The following is a 15,505-nucleotide window of genomic DNA, read 5'->3' on the forward strand; positions in this document are numbered from 1 at the left end:
TCTAATGCAAATTATGTTGGCTGCCGCGGCCTTCTTCATCCATGAGGCCACGCCCCGTCTCAAACCGGTCGAGGCGAAAGCGCTCGGCGCTTTGATGCGGCTGATCTGTGGCCATAAGATGCGCGAAGGCATAACCCGATCCCGGCACAGCCTTAAAGCCGCCATAACACCACCCACAATTCAAATATAGGCCCTCTATCGGGCTTTTGTCGATAATGGGGCTGCCATCCGAGGACATATCCATAATCCCGCCCCAAGAGCGCAGCATTTTGGCCTGTCCGATCATCGGCATGAGCGTCATGCCTGTTTCCACCACATGCTCTGCGGTGGGCAGGTTCCCGCGCGAGGCATAGGATGGATAAAAATCAAGGTCACCGCCAAAGACCAGTCCGCCCTTGTCAGACTGGCTGATATAGAAATGCCCCATGCCATAAGTGATCACATGGTCAATTGCAGGCTTTAGCCCTTCGGTGACAAAGGCCTGCAACACATGGCTCTCAATGGGCAAGCGCAGGCCTGCCATTGCGGCCACCTGAGAACTGCGTCCCGCCACCACAACGCCAATCTTGCGTGCGCTAATTGCACCCCGCGTGGTTTGGACACCCGTGACGCGGCCCTGATGCACATCAATCCCTGTAACTTCGCAATTCTGGATGAGGTCTACACCGCGTTGATCCGCCGCGCGGGCATAGCCCCAAGCCACCGCATCATGCCGCGCTGTGCCGCCGCGTTTGTGGTAGAGCCCGCCAAAAATTGGGAAACGTGTTTGATCATAATCGAGATAGGGGATCATGCGCCGCAATTCATCGCGATCCAACAAGATCGCATCATCGCCTTGATTGATCATCGCATTCCCGCGCCGCGCAAAGGCATCACGTTGCCCGTCTGAATGGAACAGGTTGATGATGCCGCGCTGGCTGTGCATGACATTGTAATTCAGGTCTTGCTCTAGCCCTTCCCACAGTTTCAGGGAATGGCTGTAAAATTGAGAATTGCCTTCAAGTAGGTAATTTGCGCGCACAATGGTGGTATTACGACCGATATTGCCACCGCCCAAATAGCCCTTCTCAAGCACGGCAATATTTGTGATGCCATGATTTTTGGCGAGGTAATAGGCGGTTGCCAGACCGTGGCCGCCACCGCCAATGATAATCATGTCATACTGCGCTTTTGGAGCAGGATCGCGCCACGCGCGCGTCCATGATTTTTGCCCTCGCAATCCTTCGCTGATCACACGAAGGCCTGAATAGCGCATCTGACCTCTCCCTTTGTCCCTAGGCTCACCCTAGGACAGCAGCGCAGAAGGGTTTCGTCAAGTTGCGACAAACTCAGGTATTTTGCCGACCTCTTTCGGGGGCGGCCTCGCGCTTTAGGATTCCGCCTCCAAATCCCGCTCCGCCAATATGATTTTGATCAAATCGGCCACAGCTTTGGCTTCGCCTGCCGAAGTGACGCCGCCAACGGCAACAGATTTCCCCCAACGCCGCCAAAGACCAGGGGCATAAACGCGTCCCCCTTCCTCGGGTTTGTGCAAAAATACGATAAAGCCCCCCGCCGGCTTCATCGCTAGAAACCCACGATCCACGCTTTCTACATTGTCGATATGGAACAACACGCGGCCATTTTCTTCGCGCAGACATTCGCGGGTCAGGATCAGCTTATGCGATGAGGCTTTCCACAATTTATAGGCCATCCCCAATGACCCCACGCCAAACACAATTAATAGCAAGAGCCAGAAGAGATGTTGGGGCGGGTTTGTGGCCGCAATCATGATCAGCAGAAACCCCAGGCCACCCAAACAAAACACCGCAAAGCTGCGGCGGGCAATATTGGGGGCGATATAACCGATAATCTCGTGTGGGGCGCGTTTCTTGGCCACGAAGCATTCCTTTCGCTGAAATCTGCTCCTTGCTCATACATGGAATATTGGCCCTCGCAAAGATGCACATCTTTTTGCGGATTTGTGCAGATTGTCATGGTGGGGGCTGCGCACTAGTTTGATCCACAACGCGACCCTGCAGACCGTGTGGGGCATAAGAAGGAGAAAGCTCATGTCGATCCGTCCTGTTGTAGAAGAGCGCAGCGCAAAGCCCACTTTGGAAGGGGCAGGGGTGCATTTGCACCGTGCCTTTGGCTTTCACGATCCAACCGAACTTGACCCGTTCTTGTTGTTTGACGATTTTCGCAACGAAGACCCCGCGTATTTCCAGAAAGGGTTCCCGTGGCATCCCCATCGTGGGATCGAGACCATCACCTATGTGCTGGCAGGCACGGTTGAGCACTCAGACAGCCTTGGCAATACTGGCAAATTGGGGGCAGGATCGGTGCAATGGATGACTGCAGGGCGGGGTATCTTGCACCAAGAAATGCCGCTCGGAAACGCCAAAGGACAAATGCACGGGTTTCAGCTGTGGGGTAATCTGCCATCATCTATGAAAATGACGGATCCGCGCTATCAAGACGTAGCCGCGCAAGAAATTCCAGAGGTGATTGATGACGATGGCACCCGTGTCAAAGTGATCGTTGGAGAATTTTGGGGCAAGAAAGGCCCCGTTGATGGCATTGCTGCTGATCCCCAATATTTGGATGTTTCGATCCCTGCGGGCGTGAAGAAAAACTTCCGCATCGACACCTATCGCCGCGCCTTTGCCTATGTCTTCGAAGGCCAAGCCGCGTTCGCAGATGCAAGTCAACCCACAGGCGTGCTTTTGGAAAAAGAGGTCATGGGGCAAGAAGTGAACATTCGCGATATGTCTGGCGATCGCACGTTGATCCGATTTGGCACAGGCGATGAGATCACCGTGCAGGCGGGGCCTAAAGGTGTGCGGTTCCTTCTGATCTCAGGCGCACCGATCGAAGAGCCTGTCGCGTGGCATGGGCCAATTGTGATGAACACCCAAGACGAAATCCGCCAAGCAATTGCGGACTTGCGCAATGGCACCTTTGTGGCGCCCGCACATTAAGTCACCTTTCCAAGGGGCGGGGGATCCCCTAAAAAGCGGCCTATGTTGAACATTGTCGAACATGGCACGCCGCAGGATCGCCCGCCTCTTTTGATCGCACATGGTCTTTATGGATCAGCGCGCAATTGGGGTGTGATTGCAAAACGGGTCGAACGACATTGCCTCACCGTTGATATGCGCAACCATGGCGCAAGCCCATGGTATGACAGTCACAGCTACCCTGATCTGGCCAATGATCTGGCCCAAGTGATCGAGGCGCATGGCGCCTGTGCCGATGTGGTTGGCCATTCGATGGGTGGCAAAGCCGTGATGATGTTGGCACTGAAGCGGCCCGAATTGATCCGCCGCGCCGTGATCGCGGATATTTCCCCAGTGACCTATGGCCATTCGCAACAACCTATGATTGATGCCATGCGCGCGATCGATCTCGGCGCGGTTGCGACGCGCGGGGATGCAGATCGCCAATTGCAGGCCCATGTGGACGATGCAGGGGTTCGCGCGTTTTTGCTGCAATCTCTGGACGCTAAGGGACAGGCTTGGCGTCTAAATTTAGATGTTCTCTCGCGCGAAATGGCGAAGATCACAGGCTGGCCGGAGGGGGATCTTACTCCCTTTGACGGTGATATCTTGTTCCTATCGGGCGGGCGTTCCGATTATGTTCTACCCGAGCATCGCCCCTCCATTAAGGCACTATTTCCCAATGCGAAATTCGCCAAAATTCCGCAAGCTGGGCATTGGCTCCATGCTGACACTCCGCGGGAATTTGTGGAAAGCCTTAAGGTGTTCTTGGGCTAACCTGCGCGTTTCATGCGCTGCATGATATTGGTCTTCCAGACAAATTGATGCATTAATACCGCGCCCACATGCACCAAGGCCAAAAGCATGAGAAACGACTTGAGAACCTCATGCACCTCGGCGCTCGCCTTAATCTGACCACCCCATGCCAGTATCCCTGTGATCGGCAAGGCCAGCATCAGCGCATAAAATGCCCAATGGGCGGTATGCGACAGCCGCGCGAAAATCGTGGGTTCTTCGGCGGGGGCATCAGGCGCGCCGCACCGCAGGCGCAGAACAAGCCGCCAGATCACCAAAAGCAGCACTATAATCCCCGGAATGGCGTGGCTCGCCCATCCCAAGGATTGCGCGTAAACGCCTGTTTCAAGCGCCTGCTCATAGGCCTCTTCAATGCCTTCGTGGTAGACGAATTGATAAATGATGAGGGCGGCTATCCCCCAATGCAGCGCAATCTGCGTGCCGCTATAGCCCAGTGGTTTTGACATCTCTTTTCTGTTCCGATCAGGTTGATGCCTTGCTGCGCCCTCAATCATCCATCTTCAACGCGTTGATAAAGGCGCTTTGCGGGATTTCGACCCTACCGAATTGGCGCATCTTCTTCTTGCCCGCTTTCTGCTTATCCAAAAGTTTCCGCTTGCGGGTTGCATCCCCACCGTAACATTTTGCAGTCACGTCCTTGCGCAGCGCGGCCAAGGTTTCGCGTGCGATGATGCGCCCACCAATCGCGGCTTGGATCGGGATTTTGAACATATGGCGGGGGATCAGCTCCTTGAGTTTTTCGCACATCATACGGCCCCGTTGTTCGGCCCGATCACGATGCACCATGGTCGATAGGGCATCAACTGGCTCATCGTTCACCAGGATCTGCATTTTGACCAAGTAATCCTGTTGATAGCCCGTCATCTGATAGTCAAAGCTTGCGTAGCCCTTTGTCACTGATTTCAGGCGGTCGTAGAAGTCAAATACCACTTCGTTCAGTGGCAAATCATAGACCACCATCGCGCGGTTGCCCGCATAGGTTAGGTCAAGCTGCACCCCGCGGCGGTCTTGGCACAGTTTTAAAACGTCGCCCAAGAAATCATCAGGCACAAGGATCGTGGCCTTGATCCGCGGCTCTTCGATATGATCGACATAGGTCAGGTCGGGCATATCCGCGGGATTGTGCAATTCTACCATCGATCCATCACGCATGTGCACATGATAAATCACCGAAGGCGCGGTGGTGATTAGGTCGATATCATATTCACGTTCGAGACGATCGCGGATGACCTCAAGGTGCAAAAGACCCAAGAACCCGCAGCGGAAGCCGAACCCAAGCGCGGCTGACGTTTCCATCTCATAGGTAAAGCTTGCGTCATTGAGGGCCAATTTCTCAATCGCATCGCGCAGGTCTTCGAAATCATTGGCATCCACAGGGAAAAGGCCGCAGAACACCACAGGGATCGAGGGCTTGAACCCGGGAAGCGCTGCCGCACAGCCGCCTTTATCATGGGTGATGGTGTCGCCCACACGGGTGTCGCGCACCTGTTTGATGGAGGCGGTCAAAAACCCGATCTCGCCTGGCCCGAGGTCTGCAATATTTTCCATCTGGGGGCGGAACACGCCGAGGCGGTCAATTTGATACAGCCCGCCCGTTTTCATCATACGGACGCGGTCGCCCTTTTTGATCTTGCCGTCCACCACGCGGATCAGAACGACCACGCCGAGATAAGGGTCGTAATAGCTGTCGATCAGCATGGCCTTGAGTGGTGCATTCGCGTCACCTGTGGGTGCAGGCAGGCGGGTGACGATTGCCTCTAGAACGTCAGGGATGCCCAAACCCGTTTTCGCGGAAATCATGACCGCGTCTGAGGCATCAATCCCGATCACATCTTCGATCTGTTCGCAAACCCGCTCAGGTTCGGCGGCAGGCAGGTCAATCTTATTGAGAACGGGAACAATCTCATGATCCGCTTCAATCGCCTGATACACATTGGCCAAGGTCTGCGCTTCAACGCCTTGGCTGGCATCCACAACCAATAGCGACCCTTCCACCGCCCGCATCGAGCGGCTGACCTCATAGGCGAAATCGACATGGCCGGGCGTATCGATCAGGTTCAGAACGTAGGTCTGGCCGTCCTTGGCAGGGTATTCAATCCGCACAGTATTGGCCTTGATGGTGATCCCGCGTTCGCGCTCGATATCCATCGCGTCAAGCAATTGCTCTTTCATATCCCGCTCGGCCACAGTGCCGGTCAGTTGGATCAGCCGATCCGCCAAGGTGGATTTGCCGTGGTCGATATGCGCCACGATGGAGAAGTTACGAATGCGAGAAAGCTCGGTCATGTTGGCCCTAGGCTATGCGTGCAGTAGGCGGTCAGATAGCGCAAGGCGGGCCAATAGGAAAGAGGGCTCAGATGATAAACCCGCGCAAGCACATGCCCTGCCTGCGCGGGTTTGCGGGATCAGTTGTTATGGCCTTCGCCCATCGACCCGTGGCCGCTCATGGAATGGCCTTCGGGCATGCGATCAAGATCAACGGGGATGGTCACTGTCAGCGGGCTTGCCGTCTCGAAGGTGAACGTCACTTCGATCTCAGCGCCGTTTTCCATCGGTGCATTCAGCCCCATGAACATCACGTGCTTGCCGCCACGTTCAAGCAAGATGGTTTCGCCTGCTGCAATGGGAAACCCCGCTTCGACATGCACCATACGCATCACCCCATCCCCATCGGCGATATGAGTGTGTAGTTCAACTTTGGCAGCCGCATCTGACATCACGCCTGTGATGACGTCATCTTGGCCCGTATCGTTGGTGATTTGCATAAAGGCCGCACCTGTGGGGGCCGAGGGGCCTGTGCTGCGGGCATAGGCATCGCTGACGACCATATCGGCCAACGCAAAAGAGGGCAGCGCGCAGAGGGCTGCCGCGACGAAAAACTGTTTTTTCATTTTGGATATCTCCATCCAGATCTGTGTTGAAATTCAAATAGGGTTGAACTCACAGAACGATGGGGGGGCTCGGGCCTGTTTGTGGCGGAGGAGAGAGGCCCCAATTAGGGTAGGGGCTTCACGTGTCTGGTCAAATTTATGATAGCTTGCATTCGCCTGCCAAGCGGGGCTGAGGATCAACGGGGCAGCATGGGCCAGATGGCAATCAAGGCAGGCGTGTTTGTGCGCGACAGGCGCCCCGTTTTGATCCAGAAGTGGCAAGCCCTGCGCATCGGTAACGATCCAGACCTGCTCGGCCCCGAGGCATAATGTGGTTAAGTCGCCCCAAACCATTTGACCGCGCGCCATGGCGTGGGCGCTGCTCGTTACCACCATCAGCGCAATCAGCGCTGTCATCAGCCAATTGGAAGCCTTGCGTGTCATGGCGCCAATCAAAACCACAAAAGATAATGTCTGGCCCTGCGCGATGGTGTCGCGCTGCCGCATAAAACGAAACACCCCGCAACCAAGGGTCGGGGGCGTTTCTTGCAGCATCCTCACCCGCGAAGGTCAGGATCTCGATAAGCGATGATTAGGCTTGCGCAGCTTGCGCTTTGGCAATCTCGCGCTTGATCTTCAAGGCGCGGGGCGACAAGACGTCATCCTTCGCGCGCAGAAGAACAGCATCCAAACCGCCGCGCGCATCTACGGTGCGCAAAGCAGAGTTGGAAATACGCAGTTTGAAGCTGCGATCAAGAATTTCAGAGCCCAAGTTCACTTCCGTCAGGTTTGGCAGGAAGCGGCGCTTGGTTTTGTTGTTGGCATGGCTGACATTGTTGCCAGACATCGGCCCCTTGCCAGTCAATTCGCAGACGCGTGACATTGGATCATCCTCGTCATAAGAACGGTATGTAACTATAAAAGGGCGCTGAAGGCTCCACGCCCCTTAATCTCGCGAGGGGATACGGGCCTTCGCCGCAGGTGTCAAGCGATTCATCGGCAAGATTTCTGCATCCGTCCGAGATCGTGGAAAGCGTAGTTTTGTCGCAAAATGCAGTAGTTTGAACCTGCCTCTACCCAATCCCTATTGATTCCCCTAGACTGGCTGTGGATAACTAACATCCAGATGCAGGATATTGAGCAGGGATAAGGAACCACCATGCGTTGCCCCTTTTGCGGAAATGTTGACACCCAAGTCAAAGACAGCCGCCCCGCCGAAGACCATGTCGCCATCCGCCGCCGTAGGCTCTGCCCAGGCTGTGGGGGACGGTTCACCACTTATGAAAGGGTGCAACTGCGCGATTTGGTGGTCGTGAAAACCAATGGTAAGCGCGAAGATTTCGACCGCGATAAGCTTGAACGCTCCATTCGTATTTCTATGCAGAAGCGTCCGGTCGAGCCTGAGCGAATTGATCAAATGATCTCTGGCATTGTACGGCGTTTGGAAAGCATCGGCGACACGGATATTCCATCGAAAACCATCGGTGAGATCGTGATGGAAAGCCTCGCGCGGATTGATACAGTCGCCTATGTGCGCTTTGCGAGCGTGTATAAGAATTTCCAAGCTGCGGATGATTTCGAAGATTTCGTTGCTGAATTGCGCCCGCCGATCCCCCCTGAGGGGTAAGCCGCAATGATCGCGGCATCGCAGGAAGAAGATTTACGCTTCATGCGGGCCGCGCTGACACTCGGACAGCGCGGGCAAGGTCGCACTTGGCCAAACCCTGCTGTTGGCTGTTTGATTGTTAAAGATGGCTTGGTAATCGGGCGGGGCGTGACCGCACCTTCGGGCCGGCCACATGCTGAAACGCAAGCCTTGGCTCAAGCGGGGGAGGGCGCGCGGGGGGCGACTGCCTATGTTACGCTTGAGCCGTGCAATCATCACGGCCAAACCCCGCCTTGCAGCATGGCCTTGATCGAGGCGGGGGTGGCCCGTGTGGTCATCGCCCAAGATGATCCCGACCCACGCACCGCGGGGCAGGGCATCGCGCGGCTGCGTGACGCGGGTATATCTGTGACGACCAATATTGCTGCGCCCGAAGCTGCGCAGGCCCATGCAGGGTTTTTCATGCGTGTGACACGCGGCAGGCCCTTGGTGCATTTGAAATTGGCAACAACGCTTGATGGCCGCATCGCAACGGCCAGTGGCGAAAGCCGCTGGATCACGGGCCCTGAGGCGCGGCGTATGACCCATGTCATGCGTGGCTGCCATGATGCTGTGATGATCGGTGCCGCCACAGCGCGGGCCGATGACCCTGACCTCACGTTGCGCGATATTGGCAGCCCGCATCAGCCGTTGCGTGTTATCCTTTCGCGCAGGTTAGATTTGCCGCGTGGGGGGCGCTTGCAAGCCTCTATCGTGAAGGCGCCGCTTTGGCTTGTCCATGGCCAAGACGCCCCGCATGAGGCCTGTGCCTATTGGGGCGAGGCAGGGGCGCATTTGATCTCGCTTGCCCAGTCCCAAGGGGGGCATCTTGAGTTGAACGCCGCATTGCAGGCGTTGGGGGATGTAGGTCTGACCTCCGTTTTCTGCGAGGGCGGGGGGGCTTTGGCCGCAGGTCTATTATCGGCGGATTTGGTGGATCGTCTTAGCGTATTTTCCGCAGGCAGCCTGATTGGTGCCGAGGGGAAGCCCGCGCTTGGTGCTTTAGGGATTTCTGAACTTGCCGCTGCACCACGGTTCTCGCGCCTTACCCATCGTGCGGTTGGGGCGGATATTATCAGCCAATGGTCGCGCGTCTAAAACGCTTTGCGCAGACGATTGAGGCGATCCCACAAAAATCATACGCTCAGATGTTGGTTGCAGTAGGGCTAAATTGTGGCACAAATTTGGCGCAGCTTTTGGGCACGCTCTTGCTCTAACTTAGGGTCGGCGCTAGGCAGAGGGACAAAGAGGGTCTCAAACGAAAGGCAGGCCGATGTTCACTGGCATCATCACAGATATCGGAACGGTCACGGCATTAGAGCCGCGCGGGGATTTGCGTGCGCGCATTTCTACACATTATGACACGACACGCATTGATATTGGGGCTTCGATTTCCTGTGACGGCGTTTGTTTGACGGTTGTGTCATTGGGTGAGGATTGGTTCGCGGTCGATATCTCGGCCGAGACCGTATCGAAAACCACGATTTCGGACTGGGTCGAGGGGCATCACATCAACCTTGAGCGGGCCTTGCGCTTGGGTGATGAGATGGGAGGCCATATCGTTTCGGGCCATGTGGATGGCGTGGCCGAACTGATTGAAATGTATGACGAAGGCCAATCCACCCGTATGCGGTTTCGCGCGCCACGCGATTTGGCCGGATTTATCGCGCCAAAAGGATCGGTCGCGCTGAATGGCACATCGTTGACGGTGAACGAAGTGGAAGGCGATGTGTTCGGTGTGAATGTGATCCCCCACACGAAATCCGTCACTACATGGGGGGCAATGGCGGTGGGCGCGCGCCTGAATATAGAGATTGATATGCTCGCGCGCTACGTCGCCCGATTGCAGGATTGGAAAGGTTAACACCTCTCTGCGTTGACGCGCCGCGCCAAGCACCTTAGATGCGGCGCGACCTATGACAGATGATGCGCGCGCGAGATGCCGCGCCCCAAGGATTGATACAAGCCCGATGAGCACCCCGTCAGATGACACCCCCAGCCGAGAGACTGCCCCACAAAATGCGCGGCAGATGAAATCGGCAGCCCGTCTATACGCGGTGCAAGCCCTATTCCAGATGGAGCATTCTGGCCAAAGCGTGGACGCCGTGCGCCGCGAATTCGAGGCGCATCGCTTTGGTGCGGTTCTGGATGGCGAAGAAATGGCTGAGGGCAATATCGACCTCTTCACCCAGCTTCTTGAGGATGCTGTGGCGCGTCAGGCCAAGATTGACCAAATGACCGATCGTGCCTTGGTTGCAAAATGGCCGATTGACCGCATTGATCCCACCTTGCGCGCTTTGTTTCGCGCGGCTGGGGCGGAATTGGTTGGGTCTGATACACCGCCCAAGGTCATCATTACGGAATTTGTTGATATTGCGCGGGCGTTCTTTCCCGAAGGGCGCGAACCAAAATTCGTGAACGCCGTGCTAGATCATATCGCCCGCGAAGCACGCCCCGAAGCGTTTTAACCGCCAAAGCCATGCGGCCGATCTGTCGCAGGAATCGCCGTTGCACTGGCGTTTCTTTGCGCTAACCTCTTTTTAGGGATTCCCAAATTATCCTGCAAAGGGAGGTGCGAGATGCCAGAACATATCCGTTTCATTCTACGCCATGCGGCCATTGGTGCCGTGATCGCCTTTGCCTTTGTTGCGATGCTGTTGGGTTTCAACCTTGCCAATCTGCGTCATCTGGTTCCGAACAGCGCCTATGGGGTTCTTGCCGTTGTGATGCTTTATATCTTTTGCACCATTACCTTCGGTTCGGCGCAAATCGGGTATCGCATTATGACCCTATCAGATGATGACAAAGGCGATCAGGGTCGCCGTGATCGGGCCCTTACCCCCGAGATGCAGCCAATTCCCGTTCGTATCCGTGAGGATAAGCGCGGCTAAGTTTAAGGCTGAAGTGACGGAACCGCATCCACCGTAGAGGCGTAATTCCCGAGAGCCTGCATATACAGGTGGGTGCCAGGTAACGCGACCAGGGCCGTGACAGAGCCAGCTCCCTCGGAAATGATTAAGGCCACCGGAATGTTGCCACAGATACGAATGGCGCAGAACCGTCACCGCTTCACTTAGGTCTTTCCGTGGCTTTCGACAAGTGGGGCGGGATCAACCCAAGCCTTGCTTTTGTTCCGTATTTGTTCCAATCATATGGCTATGACTGCCTCTGATCCGCACCCGTCCGATTTAATGACCGCAGGCCAACGTCTTGCACGGGGGGTGTGTCGGCATTTTGCGCGGCTTGGTTTCACCACATTGGAGGAGTTTTGCCCCAAACGGGGCAAGCGCGTTGATGTAATCGCACTTGGGCCCAAAGGTGAAATTTGGATTATCGAGTGCAAATCAGGCGTGGCTGATTTTCGCAGTGACGGCAAATGGGACGGCTACCTCGAATGGTGTGACCGCTATTTCTGGGCGGTTGATGCCGATTTCCCAACCGAAATTCTGCCCGAGGATACTGGGCTGATCTTTGCGGATGATTACGATGCCGAAGTGATCCGCATGGGGCCAGAGGTGAAACTGGCCCCCGCGCGGCGCAAAAAGATCACGCATGATCTGGCGCAGACTGCCGCGCGGCGCTTGGCGCGGATGCGCGACCCGATGGGGCGTTATTGATTATTTGCGCGATTTGCGTGCGGCTTCGGCGGCGAGGCGCAATTCTTCGGCGATCTCATCTGCCTCGTCAGGATCGAAATCAAGCGGAAGGTCGACACCTTCGGCCTCGACATAGATGCGCACCATCCCAAGGCTTGTTGGCCCGATCTGTAGATTCGCGGCGATATCGCTTTCGCTATTGATACTCATCTCTTCCTCTCCAGATGACAAAAGGCACGGATGCATTGCCCCTCGCGGCAAAGGCCCTAATCCTTTGCGCCATGAATGACAATATCCGCGTCATCCACCCCTTGCAATCGCGGCGCGAGGGGGCTATTTCCGCCGACAGTGCCGCCTTAGCTCAGTTGGTTAGAGCGCTGGATTGTGGATCCAGAGGTCCCCCGTTCAAGCCGGGGAGGCGGTACCATCTCTCTCTCCCAGTCTGTCGTTAGTCCGCGGTTGTTATTTCCAACCGTCCGATTTCGGCCATGGTGGTCGCGTCAAACACAATGATCTGCGCGCCCTGATCGACCACCGCAATCCACCCATCGCCAAAGGTCACGGCCGTTGCTGTGATCCCTTCGGGCAGGGTAAGGTCGGTTGGGAGGGTGATTTCATTTTGCGCGGGCTTTGGGAAACGGGTGACAAAAACCGAAACCACCGTTATCAGGCCCAAGATCATCACAAGGGTCAAAACCCAAACTATACGCTGCAGCCAGACCAGATGGGATGGCAGCGCGGCAGATTGGGGATCGTCACCTGAGGAAGGCGTGTTCATGGCGGAACTCCGCATCATTAGTTTCGAGATTGGGCCAGAGCCTGCACCTCGTCTTGATAAGGCACTTGGCCGCGATGTGCCAGAAGAAGCCGCGCTCAGCCGATCCCGCCTTGCCCGGTTGATTGCGGCAGGGGATGTCGCGATCAATGGCGCAACAATCACAGATGCCCGCGCGCGTGTTGTTGAGGGCGATCAGGTCACCATTCGTGTGGCCGAGGCGTCAGAGGTGGAAACCCGTCCTCAGGATATCCCGCTTGATATTTGCTACGAGGATGACGATCTGATTGTGGTGAATAAGCCCGCAGGTTTGGTTGTCCACCCCGCACCAGGCAGTCCTGACCACACGCTTGTGAATGCGCTGCTGCATCATTTTGGCGGCAATTTATCTGGGGTGGGCGGCGAAAAGCGGCCAGGCATCGTGCATCGCATCGATAAGGACACATCGGGCCTTCTGGTCATTGCGAAATCAGATCGTGCGCATCATGGGCTGGCCGACCAATTCGCCGCCCATAGTGCCGAGCGGCATTACATCGCGCTATGCCATGGCAGCCCTGACCCCGCTGATCCCCGCCTGCGCGGTGTGCGTGGCACAAGTTTTGAGGATGGTAATATCCTAAAGATCACCACCCAATTGGCGCGCCATAAAACTGACCGTCAACGTCAAGCGGTTCTGTTCCAAGGGGGGCGTCACGCCGTGACGCGGGTCAAACCCTTGCAAAGCTATCACGATGCCTTGGCCTTGATTGAATGCAGGCTAGAGACGGGTCGCACGCATCAAATTCGCGTGCATCTTTCCCATGCAGGTCACGCGCTTGTGGGGGACCCCGTCTATGGCGGGCGGCGTAGGGTTTCGGAAAAGCTGTTTGGGCCCGAGCTTGCGGGTGCCGTGAACCAATTTCCGCGTCAGGCGCTACACGCTGCCTCGCTTGGCTTTGCACACCCTGCCAGTGGCGAATGGATGCGCTTTGAGGCGGGTTTGCCCGAGGATATGGCAACCCTCGTCACCCGCCTTGAGGCAACCTTAGCTTAGCGCGCCAAGGCCAAACCATTTGCGCGGGGGTCGGTCGCGGCCTCAACCAAGCCGTCCACATGGGTGACAACAGCGCCCGCATGACCAACCAAATCGCTGTAATCGGGTAAGATTTCTGTCTCATGCCCCATATCGGAGAGGGCCGTGATCCAGTCAGGGTCAAACCGCGCCTCGAGTTTCAGAGAGGTCGTTGCATCGCCCCATGTTCGCCCCAACAGCCATCGCGGCGCGGTAACCGCCTGCTGCAACTCCTGACCCAGATAGGCATAGCGCGCAAAAATCGCCGCTTGGGTTTGTGGCTGCCCTTCGCCGCCCATCGTGCCATAGGCCATGACCCGCCCGTCTTCGAACACGGCCATTGCGGGGTTGAGGGTATGGAATGGCACTTTGCGCGGCGCGATTTGGTTCGGGCCATCGCCCATACCAAAGCCTGCACCACGGTTTTGGAAAAACACGCCCGTGTCGGGGCAGGTCAGGCCTGATCCAAATTCCCAGTAGACGCTTTGGATGAAGCTCACTGATGTGCCTTCAGAATCGCTGGCCCCCATCCAGATTGTATCACCGTTCTTTGGCTCATAGGGCCATGGCAATGCGCGCTTGTGGTCAATTTTCCCTGCCAGATCGTCTAGCACCTGATCTTGTAAGAACGTCTCCGGCGGTTGCCGCATGGCGCTGAGGTCACCCAATTCACGATTGCGCAGAATAAAGGCCTGCTTCGTGGCTTCGATCAGGGCGTGAATAGGCGCGACCCCTTCTTTGGCCCATGTTTGGATGCGATCATAAATCCCCAAAATCATCAGTGATGACATCCCTTGGGTGGGTGGGATCATGTTGTAAAGCATGGCTTTTGATGTCTTGACCGACAGCGGTGTCACAGCACGGGCGCTATATGCGGTGAAATCTTCAAAACGCAAAGGGCTGCCTTGAGCCTCAAGAAAGGCCGCGTGGGTTTTGGCCAAATCGCCGTGATAATAATCTTTAATGCCCTTTTGTGCGATCTGGCGCAGCGTTGCCGCCAAAGCAGGTTGTGTAAACCGCGCACCTGCAACAGGGATTGCGCCGCCAAACAGATAGGTATCCGCAAATCCAGGCACATCTTTCAGCCCGTCAATCTTATCTGCGATGCACTGGGATTGGTTGTTGCTGACAGGAAAGCCTGCTTCTGCGTGATAGATCGCATGCTCAAGAAGGCGAGACAGGGGCAGGGGGGTAGCGCTTGGAGCGGCTTCGAGCGCGGCGCGCCACCCATCCACTGATCCTGGAACAGTCAACGCGGCCTTGGCGCCGCGGGTGGGGATTGCATCGGTGAAACCTGCCGCCTCATACCATGCTTGGCTTGCCAACGCAGCAGAGTGGCCCCCTGCAAAAATCGCCTGCACAGGGGCATCCTTGCGTTTGATCAGCCAAAACCCATCGCCGCCGATCCCGTTCATATGCGGATAGGTCACGGCGATTGTTGCGGCCATGGCCACCATCGCTTCAACGGCGCTGCCGCCCTCGGCGAGAATATCCTGACCTGCCTGTGCGGCCAAATGATGGGGGGCTGTCACGGCGCCCCGAAATCCTTGTGTGGTGTTAAGCATGGTTTGTCCCTCGTCACGCGTTGAGCCTTAGCTTATGTCGCGGCTGCCTCGTGACAAGGGGTGGGGCGCATTGCGATCATATCCGCGTGAGCTTTGCTATAAATAACGGCAGTATGCCTTGTTTGCTGCTCGTTGCGGGGGTAGGCCTAGGGTCTTTGTGCACGCTTCCCCTTGAATGGGGGATAAAAATTCCCATCTGAGGTGAA

General features: G+C 56.3%; 19 protein-coding genes, 1 tRNA gene and 1 other RNA gene. 10 read left to right on the plus strand and 11 right to left on the minus strand.

Annotated features, from left to right (window positions below):
- Nucleotide 1: 1 nt before the first annotated feature.
- Together AAC622_RS01010 and AAC622_RS01015 are read right to left on the minus strand one after the other, a co-directional pair.
- A complete protein-coding gene (locus AAC622_RS01010; protein ID WP_340259902.1) occupies nt 2-1,255 on the minus strand; it encodes a sarcosine oxidase subunit beta family protein in 1,254 nt (417 codons plus the stop codon).
- 114 nt (nt 1,256-1,369) lie between these two features.
- Nucleotides 1,370-1,879, minus strand: a complete 510-nt coding sequence (locus AAC622_RS01015; protein ID WP_340254417.1) for a hypothetical protein — start codon at nt 1,877-1,879, stop codon at nt 1,370-1,372.
- Between the two features lie 172 nt (nt 1,880-2,051).
- Here AAC622_RS01015 and AAC622_RS01020 point away from each other — a divergent pair, with 172 nt between their 5' ends.
- On the plus strand, nt 2,052-2,963 hold the full coding sequence (locus AAC622_RS01020; RefSeq protein WP_340254420.1) for a pirin family protein: 912 nt from the start codon (nt 2,052-2,054) through the stop codon (nt 2,961-2,963).
- Nucleotides 2,964-3,005: 42 nt separating this feature from the next.
- Complete coding sequence (locus AAC622_RS01025; RefSeq protein WP_340254423.1) at nt 3,006-3,758, plus strand: alpha/beta fold hydrolase; 753 nt, start codon at nt 3,006-3,008, stop codon at nt 3,756-3,758.
- On the opposite strand, the gene AAC622_RS01030 is transcribed toward AAC622_RS01025, so the two are convergent.
- From AAC622_RS01030 to rpmB, 5 genes are all read right to left on the minus strand, one after another.
- Nucleotides 3,755-4,243 carry a cytochrome b gene (locus AAC622_RS01030; RefSeq protein ID WP_340259903.1) on the minus strand — a complete coding sequence of 163 codons (489 nt, stop codon included), beginning with the start codon at nt 4,241-4,243 and terminating at the stop codon, nt 3,755-3,757. The genes AAC622_RS01025 and AAC622_RS01030 overlap by 4 nt on opposite strands.
- A 40-nt stretch (nt 4,244-4,283) precedes the next feature.
- Nucleotides 4,284-6,083, minus strand: coding sequence for a translation elongation factor 4 (gene lepA, locus AAC622_RS01035; protein ID WP_340259904.1), 1,800 nt, complete (start codon nt 6,081-6,083; stop codon nt 4,284-4,286).
- A gap of 119 nt (nt 6,084-6,202) precedes the next feature.
- Nucleotides 6,203-6,688 carry a copper chaperone PCu(A)C gene (locus AAC622_RS01040; RefSeq protein ID WP_340254432.1) on the minus strand — a complete coding sequence of 162 codons (486 nt, stop codon included), beginning with the start codon at nt 6,686-6,688 and terminating at the stop codon, nt 6,203-6,205.
- 33 nt (nt 6,689-6,721) lie between these two features.
- Nucleotides 6,722-7,174, minus strand: a complete 453-nt coding sequence (locus AAC622_RS01045; RefSeq protein ID WP_340259905.1) for a hypothetical protein — start codon at nt 7,172-7,174, stop codon at nt 6,722-6,724.
- Nucleotides 7,175-7,259: 85 nt separating this feature from the next.
- Nucleotides 7,260-7,550, minus strand: a complete 291-nt coding sequence (rpmB, locus tag AAC622_RS01050; RefSeq protein WP_340254438.1) for a 50S ribosomal protein L28 — start codon at nt 7,548-7,550, stop codon at nt 7,260-7,262.
- A gap of 276 nt (nt 7,551-7,826) precedes the next feature.
- On the opposite strand from rpmB, the gene nrdR reads away from it, so the two are divergent.
- From nrdR to AAC622_RS01075, 5 genes are all read left to right on the plus strand, one after another.
- Entirely contained in the window at nt 7,827-8,294 is a 468-nt protein-coding gene (gene nrdR / locus AAC622_RS01055) for a transcriptional regulator NrdR (protein ID WP_317655566.1), read from the plus strand.
- A gap of 6 nt (nt 8,295-8,300) precedes the next feature.
- Nucleotides 8,301-9,410: a bifunctional diaminohydroxyphosphoribosylaminopyrimidine deaminase/5-amino-6-(5-phosphoribosylamino)uracil reductase RibD gene (ribD, locus tag AAC622_RS01060; protein ID WP_340259906.1), complete on the plus strand. Its 1,110-nt coding sequence runs from the start codon at nt 8,301-8,303 to the stop codon at nt 9,408-9,410.
- A 175-nt stretch (nt 9,411-9,585) separates the two neighbouring features.
- Nucleotides 9,586-10,176 carry a riboflavin synthase gene (locus tag AAC622_RS01065; protein WP_340259907.1) on the plus strand — a complete coding sequence of 197 codons (591 nt, stop codon included), beginning with the start codon at nt 9,586-9,588 and terminating at the stop codon, nt 10,174-10,176.
- 106 nt (nt 10,177-10,282) lie between these two features.
- On the plus strand, nt 10,283-10,780 hold the full coding sequence (gene nusB / locus AAC622_RS01070; protein ID WP_317655558.1) for a transcription antitermination factor NusB: 498 nt from the start codon (nt 10,283-10,285) through the stop codon (nt 10,778-10,780).
- A 111-nt stretch (nt 10,781-10,891) separates the two neighbouring features.
- Nucleotides 10,892-11,203 (plus strand): hypothetical protein, encoded by a 312-nt coding sequence (locus AAC622_RS01075; RefSeq protein ID WP_340259908.1) that lies wholly within the window; start codon nt 10,892-10,894, stop codon nt 11,201-11,203.
- A 15-nt stretch (nt 11,204-11,218) separates the two neighbouring features.
- Here AAC622_RS01075 and ssrS read toward each other — a convergent pair.
- A non-coding RNA gene (gene ssrS, locus AAC622_RS01080) (6S RNA) lies at nt 11,219-11,374 on the minus strand.
- 96 nt (nt 11,375-11,470) lie between these two features.
- On the opposite strand from ssrS, the gene AAC622_RS01085 reads away from it, so the two are divergent.
- Nucleotides 11,471-11,929, plus strand: coding sequence for an MmcB family DNA repair protein (locus AAC622_RS01085; protein WP_340254450.1), 459 nt, complete (start codon nt 11,471-11,473; stop codon nt 11,927-11,929).
- Here the strand turns inward: AAC622_RS01085 and AAC622_RS01090 are convergent, their stop codons facing one another.
- Nucleotides 11,930-12,118, minus strand: a complete 189-nt coding sequence (locus tag AAC622_RS01090) for a DUF6324 family protein (RefSeq protein ID WP_317655555.1) — start codon at nt 12,116-12,118, stop codon at nt 11,930-11,932.
- 140 nt (nt 12,119-12,258) lie between these two features.
- Here AAC622_RS01090 and AAC622_RS01095 point away from each other — a divergent pair.
- Nucleotides 12,259-12,335: transfer RNA gene (locus tag AAC622_RS01095), tRNA-His, on the plus strand.
- A 21-nt stretch (nt 12,336-12,356) separates the two neighbouring features.
- On the opposite strand, the gene AAC622_RS01100 is transcribed toward AAC622_RS01095, so the two are convergent.
- Nucleotides 12,357-12,686: a DUF6476 family protein gene (locus AAC622_RS01100; protein WP_340259909.1), complete on the minus strand. Its 330-nt coding sequence runs from the start codon at nt 12,684-12,686 to the stop codon at nt 12,357-12,359.
- On the opposite strand from AAC622_RS01100, the gene AAC622_RS01105 reads away from it, so the two are divergent.
- Nucleotides 12,685-13,716 (plus strand): RluA family pseudouridine synthase, encoded by a 1,032-nt coding sequence (locus AAC622_RS01105; RefSeq protein WP_340254460.1) that lies wholly within the window; start codon nt 12,685-12,687, stop codon nt 13,714-13,716. The genes AAC622_RS01100 and AAC622_RS01105 overlap by 2 nt on opposite strands.
- Here AAC622_RS01105 and AAC622_RS01110 read toward each other — a convergent pair.
- Nucleotides 13,713-15,299, minus strand: coding sequence for a gamma-glutamyltransferase family protein (locus tag AAC622_RS01110; protein ID WP_340259910.1), 1,587 nt, complete (start codon nt 15,297-15,299; stop codon nt 13,713-13,715). The two genes, AAC622_RS01105 and AAC622_RS01110, sit on opposite strands and share 4 nt — an antisense overlap.
- Nucleotides 15,300-15,505: the final 206 nt, after the last annotated feature.

The sequence above is a fragment of the Roseobacter sp. HKCCA0882 genome (assembly GCF_037805225.1).
Lineage (GTDB): Bacteria > Pseudomonadota > Alphaproteobacteria > Rhodobacterales > Rhodobacteraceae > M30B80.